The sequence below is a fragment of the Cobetia crustatorum genome, from assembly GCF_000591415.1.
In the GTDB taxonomy this organism is placed as follows: domain Bacteria; phylum Pseudomonadota; class Gammaproteobacteria; order Pseudomonadales; family Halomonadaceae; genus Cobetia; species Cobetia crustatorum.
Genome location: NZ_JEMF01000083.1, coordinates 43,746 through 51,628, shown reverse-complemented (window position 1 = coordinate 51,628; position 7,883 = coordinate 43,746). Strand labels below are relative to the sequence as shown.

Genomic DNA, 7,883 nt, shown 5'->3' with positions numbered 1-7,883 from the left:
CTTGGTTATTGAGACCGCCATCCATGATAAGTACATATGCCATACATGTAAGCAATAGAATCAAAAGCAGACTTCTGGATACAGGCCTTCCAGACGTCTTCTTTATTACAAATAGTATTTTGATAAAAATGAGAGGCCTCAAACAAGTTATTGAATTCAGACCACTCACCATATACTTTCTCACCTCTTAGTACAGAGTATGCTGCTTCATACTGGTTAATGCTTACAATCCCAGCACTGTCTATGCCATTAAATCTTTCAACCCATTTTAAATAACTGACATACACTTCATCTCTTTTATCTCGCAGAATTGGGATATTCATATTCTTACTAACAGCACTTATAGCACTAGATGTTATATTCCCAAATAATTTAGGTATTCGATTGGGTTTGCTCATAGCTGACAGCGAGACAAAACTTTCCCATAATCTCAATGCTTCTTGCATACCTTGTGGATTAACTGAGCTACGACTCTTTAAGTACAACCTACCAAAAACATATCCAAGCCACTCACCCTCTATATAAAGATCACCAAACAGGCTAGGTTCATGGTTTTGTCGCTCGGCCTCGCTATACATCATTTGCATTAATTGTAGACTGCTAGCAGATTGTCTTTCACGCCAATAATTATACAATTCACTAAATTCTGGATGATTGAATATATAACCTAGTATCAAAAAACTGAACGCTGAGCAGAGAAATATAGTCCTCGATTATTCCTTTTTGCTACTGAAGCAACCTCATTGAATGACAGTATGAAAATATCAACAATAATTTTATGGGATTCCGGAAGAGGATTTACCCAACTACCACTATAAATTAAAGTTACAACTTCCAGTCTCAATTCCGTGATAGTAGTTTCAAGATCAATATCCAAAGGATTGTTTACCAAACCCTCTCTTGAAACTTCAATCCTAGCCTTTAACTTTTCTAGATCACTCTTTTTTGTTAAGAAACCCAAACACTTAATTTTACTTTTTAAGATCATTATATATCTCCTTTGGGCGCTTAGACATCTGTGTAAAAAGGTGGTGATACCAAAAACCAACAACTAATAAAAGAAAAGAGTATACGAGCATTAAAACCCAAGCGTAACAATAAACATATATAGGGTACTCTCCAGGCTCAAACTTGAATACTAACGCCCTATAAATCAAAGCCAAACTAATATAGGAAATTGAAGCCCAGTATATACTTTGAGGTGTAACACACCTCCAGCTGCTAAGATATTTCACCAGATAGTCCGATTTGTATCTCTCAGTTGCTCTAGATACTACTTGTAGACTTAATGGTATTCCTATAGCAATAAATCCCACTAGTATGGTAAAGCTATCCGTTATAGAGCTGTTGACGAACTTAGGGCTTAATACATGCAAATAAGTTATCATTTCTTCGTATATTGAGCTCATCGTAATTATCCATGTCAATTAGCGAACAGACTAACGGGCCACTATTTACAAACTGTAAATCGCTTAACCTTTACTTAAGAAGGTGTGGCTGTAAATATATTTTAAAAAGTGCACCCTACAGCTACCATTCAAAATGCATTATAATGCCAATGTATACGGCATGCAACTACAACCAACTCTGAGCATCACACAAGCGCTCTAAGCTAATACTATACAGACTTAGTGTTGCTTCTTGATCAACTTCGGTGGAGTATAACATATACTATCTCTCCATCGCCCGTCATAGCCATCAGATGAAGTAAATATCGTTCGCTTAAGCAGAAACATCAGGTTAAAAAGATAGTCACTCTCCGAATATCATTAGTGACATAGCGTAGGTGATGCTATGTGAGAAAGGGTTGATCAATGCTCTGTCTACACCCTAATTCGTAAAATTTCGATCAGAGGCACCCACTAGCGAACTTGAGCGCATACTGCGAATCTACCTCATGCAAAAAGTGATATACTCTAGCTGCCGAGACTACCGGAGATGCCATCTACGAAAGCTAGGCGATGCGCGAATTCATAATTATTTATTTGGCTAACGAGAGGACATAAGTTGAAATAATACTGCTGCGCTCCGCTATATTCAGTAAAAGTATGGTGGGACGTTTAGTCTAAAGCTGTAATGGTTTGTACTATGTACATCGTACCCTTTGGACTAAATAGATAGCACATAATCAATTGCTAGAAGATTTTAATAACTATCCCCATCTTTGACGCCCCGCCCAATATCCTGATCACAAGCGTTTCTGTGAGATCTCTCTCAGGCTTGCTAGTAACAGCTCGAAAATATAACGGTATATAAAAGACTTCACTGCCAGATTGGCTTGGCATCGAGACCCAGCATAAATCTGATTAATACCAAGAATAAGAATTCGCAACTACCGAAATACACGAGCAGAACACACTCTTGGGTCAAGGCGTACACAGAGACGCCTGTCATGACCATAACAACTCCAAGAGGTGTCCCGATGAAATCCGTCCTGTTGAAGCCTGCTCTACTGACCGCTGCCATCGCGGCTGCCACCGCCCTGCCACTGAGCGCCGCTCAGGCTCAGGATATCAAGCTGGGTCATGTTCTTGCCCCGACGCACAGCTGGAACATCGCTGCCGAAGGCTTCGCCAAGGACGTGGCTGAGGCGACCGACGGTCGCGTCAATTTCCAGGTCTTCCCCAGTGGTCAGCTTGGCAACGAAAAGACCGTCGTCGAAGGCATGCAGATTGGCAGCGTACCGGCTGGCGTGATCGGCTGTGGTTCCTTCCAGCCGCTGGATGCCCGCTTCGGTATCGTCGAACTGCCCTACTCCTGGCCGGACCGCGAGCACGCCTATGCCGCCTACGATGGCAAGCTGGGCGACGCGCTCGAGGCGCTAGCGACGAGCACAACATGAAGATTCTGTCGTGGTGGGAAAACGGTTTCCGTCACGTCACCAACAACCGTGGCCCGATCACCTCGCCTGAAGATCTCGCTGGCCTCAAGATTCGCGTCACGCCAGACAAGATGCGTCTGGACACCTTCACCGCACTGGGTGCCAGTCCTGCACCGCTGTCCTTCGGTGAACTCTACTCCGCGTTGCAGCAGGGCGTGTTCGATGCCCAGGAAAACCCGCTGGCCATCATCTATTCCTCCTCGTTCAGCGAAGTGCAGGACTACGTCTCCCTCACCGGCCACGTCTGGGCACCGGCATGTCTGACCATGTCCAACTTCAGCTGGAATCAGCTCTCCGCTGACGATCAAACAGCCGTACAGCAGAGCGCCGATGTGTGGCGTGACAAGCAGCGCGCCATGACTCAGCAGGACGACGCCGAGCTGGTCGCCAAGCTAGAAGCGGCGGGCATGAAGGTCAATGAGGTTGATACCGCGCCCTTCAATGCGCAGGTGCAGGGTGTGTGGGCAGAGTATGCCGACGTCTTCGGGCCTGAGCTGATGGGCCTGGTCGAGCAGTACCGCAAGGGCGAGTAAGCATGGCTTTCCTCTCTCCTTCCGCCAAGCCCTCAGTCATGTCTGCTGCGCGCGTCTTGATCATCACCCTGTCACGCTGGGTCTGCCAGGGCTGTCTGGCCCTGGCGGCCAGCGGCGTGGCGCTGCTCTCGGCACTGGTGATCTGGACGGTATTCATGCGCTGGGTCATGGGTCAGCCACCGCACTGGGCAGAAGAATTGCCGCAATTGGTGCTGGTGTGGACCACCCTGCTGGCCGCCGTCTCTTGCACGCGCAACCGCACTCATCTGAGTGCGGGTCTACTGCCGCTGCTGGTGCGTTCACTCAAGGTGCAACGTATCACTGGCCGCATCACCGATGCGCTGATCTTGATCATGTTGCTGATGCTGGCCAAGGCCGGATATGACCTGTCCGTGATCACCATGCGTCAGACCACCACTGCGCTGCAGATTCCGGCCGGCATCGTCTACCTGTCCGTGCCGCTGTGCTGCGCCGCGATGGCCCTGATCCAGCTTGAGCATCTATTGAGCCCTTCGGCCATCGGAGCCGATGTTCACGAGACGGATGCCACTGCGCCTGACAACGCTTCATCTCGCCAAGGAGATGCCTCATGACACTCGGCGCCCTGGCTCTGCTCGGCGTATTCGCGCTGGGCATCCTGATCGACATTCCCATTGCCTTCGCATTGTTGATGTCGGCACTCGTCTACCTGCTGGCCTTCGGTGCGGCACCGATGATGGTGTCGGCGCAGCAATTCGTCGCCGGCATGGAAAGCTTCACGCTACTGGCGATTCCGCTGTTCGTGCTCGCCGCACAATTGATGAACCGTGCCGGACTGACCGAGCGTCTGGTCAAGCTGTGCATGGCGATGGTTGGCAACATTCGCGGCGGTCTGGCCGTGGTCGCGGTACTGGCCTGCATGATGTTCGGTGCGCTGTCCGGTTCCGGTGTCGCGGACGTGATCGCCATCGGCAGCATGTTGCTACCGACCATGGCGCGCAACGGCTATGACAAGGGCTTCAGTAGTGCGCTGGTCGGGACTGCCAGCTCCATCGGCACCGTCATTCCGCCCAGCATCGTGATGATCGTCTACGGCACCACCTCCAACACCTCGGTCGGTCAGTTATTCATGGGCGGTATCGTGCCGGGCCTGATGCTGACAGCGGCGCTGGTGGGCGTGGCGCTTTACACCTCACGCAAGCATGGTTGGTCCGGGGGTGTCGCTGAACGCAAGCCCGGCGAACGTCGCCGCGCCTTCATCAGTGCGCTACCAGCCTTGATGGTGCCAGTGATGATCATCGGCGGCATTCGCTTCGGGGTGTTCACGCCCACCGAAGCCGCGGCCTCCGCGATTCTCTACGCCATCATCATCGGTACCTGCGTGTATCGCAGCCTCACCTGGCGCGGAATGCTGGATAGCGTCAAGGCGACCGCCGAGACCACCGGCGCCATCCTGTTGATCATCGGCGCCGCCGGCATGTTCGCCTGGGGGCTGACCTACGAGCAGGTGCCGCAGGCCATCGCCCAACTGATTGGTGACTTCACCGATAGCCGAATCAGCGTATTGCTGCTGCTGACCGCCGTACTGCTGGTGCTGGGTTCCTTCATGGAAAGCGTGGCGATCATCATCATCGTGACACCGATCGTGATGCCGCTGCTGGCCCAGTACGGCATCAGCCCGGTGCACTTCGGGGTGCTGCTGACCGTCAACCTGGCCATCGGTGCCAATACGCCTCCGCTGGGCATTGACCTGATGGCGGCCTGTCGTATCGCCGGCATCAACGTCAGTGACTCGCTGCGCCCATTGGGACTGATGCTGGGCGCGATGATTTGCGTGCTGATGTTGATCACCTTCATTCCGGAACTCGTGCTGTTCCTGCCCAACCTGATGGAGGGCTAAGTGATGACGACTTCTGTTGACCAGACCCTGCCACAGCGCTGGTTGTTCGTGCCAGGTGACGATGCCGTACGGCTGGACGCCACATTGGAAAGCGGTGCCGACGCCATCGTGGTGGATCTCGAGGAATTCACCGCCCCCGAAGGACGTGCACTGGCGATCAGTCGTTTCGCCGAGTTCGCCAGACGTGCCCGTCGCCTGCATCTGTGGCCGGCGGTACGTCTCAACCTGCTGGAGCAAGGTGGGCGCGAAGAACTGGCTGCCCTGATCACGAATGCGATGGGCGATATCACTGCCTGTCCTGCCGCCGTCTTTCTCCCGGCGGTCGAGTGCCGCGAGCATCTGGTCACGCTGGATCACGCACTCGCAGAGCAGGAACGCCTGCATCAGCTACCGACAGGCAGCCTGAAAGGCATCGCCACGCTCGAGAGCCAGGCAGGCCTGATGGCGGTTGATGAGCTGCTCGCACCGGCGACCGATACGCCACGCCTGCTGGGTGCGCTGATTGGCACCGGTGATCTGGCGCTTGATCTTGGTCTATCGACCACCCAGGACCCGACATTGATCACCGAGACTCTCAAGCCGTGGCGCGTGCGACTGGCGACCGCCTGCCGGACACATCAGCGGCTGGCCATCGACGGGCCATGGCGCTGGAAGAATGGCCTGGGCACTGATCAACACTGGGCCAATCAGCAGGGCTTCAAGGCACGCTGCGTGATTCACCCCGAACAACTGGAAGCGCTGAGCGACCTGATGCCGCTGGCGATGCCACTTCTCGAGCCGACGTCTCGAACCCACTTCTGATCTCCTCAACAATAACGAGAGCACCTCCATGACTCAGGCCACCGCTGCTTCTGACACCACCGGTTTCTCCACTGCCTCTGAATACCCGCTGCGCAATGGCGGACAGATCCTCGTCGACCAGATCCGTCTGCACGGCACCAAGCGTGTCTTCCTGGTGCCCGGCGAAAGCTACCTGCCGTGCATCGATGCGCTGAATGAACACAAGGGCGCCATCGAGCCCATCGTCTGCCGTCAGGAAAGTGGCGCGGGCTACATGGCCGAAGCTACGGCAAGCTGACCAACGAGCCGGGCGTCTGCTTCGTCACGCGTGGCCCGGGCGCCACCAACGCCTCCATCGCCGTGCATACCGCCTATCAGGACTCCACGCCGATGATTCTGTTCATCGGTCAGGTCGGGGGCGACTTCATCGAGCGCGAAGCCTTCCAGGAAATCGATTACCGCCGCATGTTCGGCGAGATGACCAAGTGGGTCGCGCAGATCGACGACACCTCACGCATTCCGGAATACATCGCTCGCGCCTATCAGGTCGCGCGCAGTGGGCGTCCGGGGCCTGTCGTGCTGGCGCTGCCGGAAGATACCCTGTGGGGCGAGGCGCAGGTCGCGGACGTCAAGCCGCATCCGCGCCTGATGACTTACCCGGGACAGCCGCAGCTGGATGAACTCAAGCGCCTGCTGGCCAGTGCCGAGCGCCCCTTCCTGCTGGTCGGTGGCAGTGGCTGGACCCGTGATGCCCAGGTCGCGCTGGAAGGCTTCGCCGAGCGCTTCGACATCCCCACCGGCGTCGCCTGGCGGCGCCTGGAATGCGTCGATGCCGAACTGCCGCAGTACGCCGGTCACGTCGGCATGGGCATGCACGCTGAACTGCGTCAGCAGCTGGTCGAGAGTGACCTGGTCATCGCAGTCGGCACGCGCATCGGCGAAGCCACCAGCGAAGGCTACAGCTGGATTCAGTCACCGGTGCCGACACAGAAGCTGGTGCACGTCTACGCCGACCCCGAAGAGCTGGGCCGTGTCTATCAGCCGACACTGGCCATCAACACCGACGTCAACGGCTTCGCGCTGGCGCTCTCCACCCTGTCACCGGACAGTGCACCGCGCTGGTCTGACATCACTCGCGCTGCCCGCACCGCCTATCTGGCCACGCTGGAAGAGCAACCGTCGCCGGGCCCGCTGAGTCTGGACAAGGTCAGCCTGACGGTTGATCGCATCCTCGACGGCAAGGGCTGCATCACCGTCGGCGCGGGCAACTATGCACTGTACGCCCACCGCTATGTACGCTTCCGCGGGCTGGGTAGCTCGCTGGCCCCGACCGTCGGTTCGATGGGCTACGGCCTGCCCGCCGCCATCTCCAGCAAGCTCGAGTTCCCGGAGCGCCCCGCCGTCTGCTACGCCGGTGATGGCTGCTTCCAGATGAACATGCAGGAGTTGGGAGTGGCACTGCAGTATCGCGTCGGCATCGTGGTACTGGTGTTCAACAACGGCATGTGGGGCACCATCCGTGCGCATCAGGAGAACGACTTCCCGGGCCGTGAGATCGCGCTGACCTTCACCAATCCTGACTTCGCGGCGTTGGTGACGGCCTATGGCGGTCTCGGTCAGGTGGTGGAGAAGGACGAAGACTTCGAGGCAAGCTTCACGCGCGCGCTGGAATTCGCTGATCGCGAGCGCCTGCCGGCCCTGATCGAGCTGCGCTATGACCCGGACGGCATCGCCCCCGGCAAGCTGCTGAGCGGCATTCGCGAAGATGCCCTGGCCCGCAACGCGACCACCGCACAGGCAGGAGTCTGAC

At 55.4% G+C, this 7,883-nt stretch carries 5 protein-coding genes and 2 pseudogenes; 5 read left to right on the top strand and 2 right to left on the bottom strand.

Annotated features, from left to right (window positions below; genetic code table 11):
* Positions 1 to 5: 5 nt before the first annotated feature.
* A complete protein-coding gene (locus BF12_RS22095; protein ID WP_156941193.1) occupies positions 6 to 587 on the bottom strand; it encodes a hypothetical protein in 582 nt (193 codons plus the stop codon).
* An 86-nt stretch (positions 588 to 673) separates the two neighbouring features.
* Positions 674 to 988 (bottom strand): hypothetical protein, encoded by a 315-nt coding sequence (locus BF12_RS22090; protein ID WP_156941192.1) that lies wholly within the window; start codon positions 986 to 988, stop codon positions 674 to 676.
* Between the two features lie 1,404 nt (positions 989 to 2,392).
* Between BF12_RS22090 and BF12_RS23595 the strand changes: the two are divergent.
* From BF12_RS23595 to BF12_RS20455, 5 genes and pseudogenes are all read left to right on the top strand, one after another.
* Positions 2,393 to 3,414 (top strand): annotated as a pseudogene (locus BF12_RS23595) (TRAP transporter substrate-binding protein).
* 2 nt (positions 3,415 to 3,416) lie between these two features.
* A complete protein-coding gene (locus BF12_RS0115210) occupies positions 3,417 to 4,007 on the top strand; it encodes a TRAP transporter small permease (protein ID WP_248623734.1) in 591 nt (196 codons plus the stop codon).
* A complete protein-coding gene (locus BF12_RS0115205; RefSeq protein WP_024953016.1) occupies positions 4,004 to 5,293 on the top strand; it encodes a TRAP transporter large permease in 1,290 nt (429 codons plus the stop codon). Before BF12_RS0115210 ends, BF12_RS0115205 begins: the two co-directional genes overlap by 4 nt.
* Before the next feature lie 3 nt (positions 5,294 to 5,296).
* On the top strand, positions 5,297 to 6,094 hold the full coding sequence (locus BF12_RS21300; protein ID WP_144727631.1) for an aldolase/citrate lyase family protein: 798 nt from the start codon (positions 5,297 to 5,299) through the stop codon (positions 6,092 to 6,094).
* A 28-nt stretch (positions 6,095 to 6,122) separates the two neighbouring features.
* Positions 6,123 to 7,882 (top strand): annotated as a pseudogene (locus BF12_RS20455) (thiamine pyrophosphate-binding protein).
* Position 7,883: the final 1 nt, after the last annotated feature.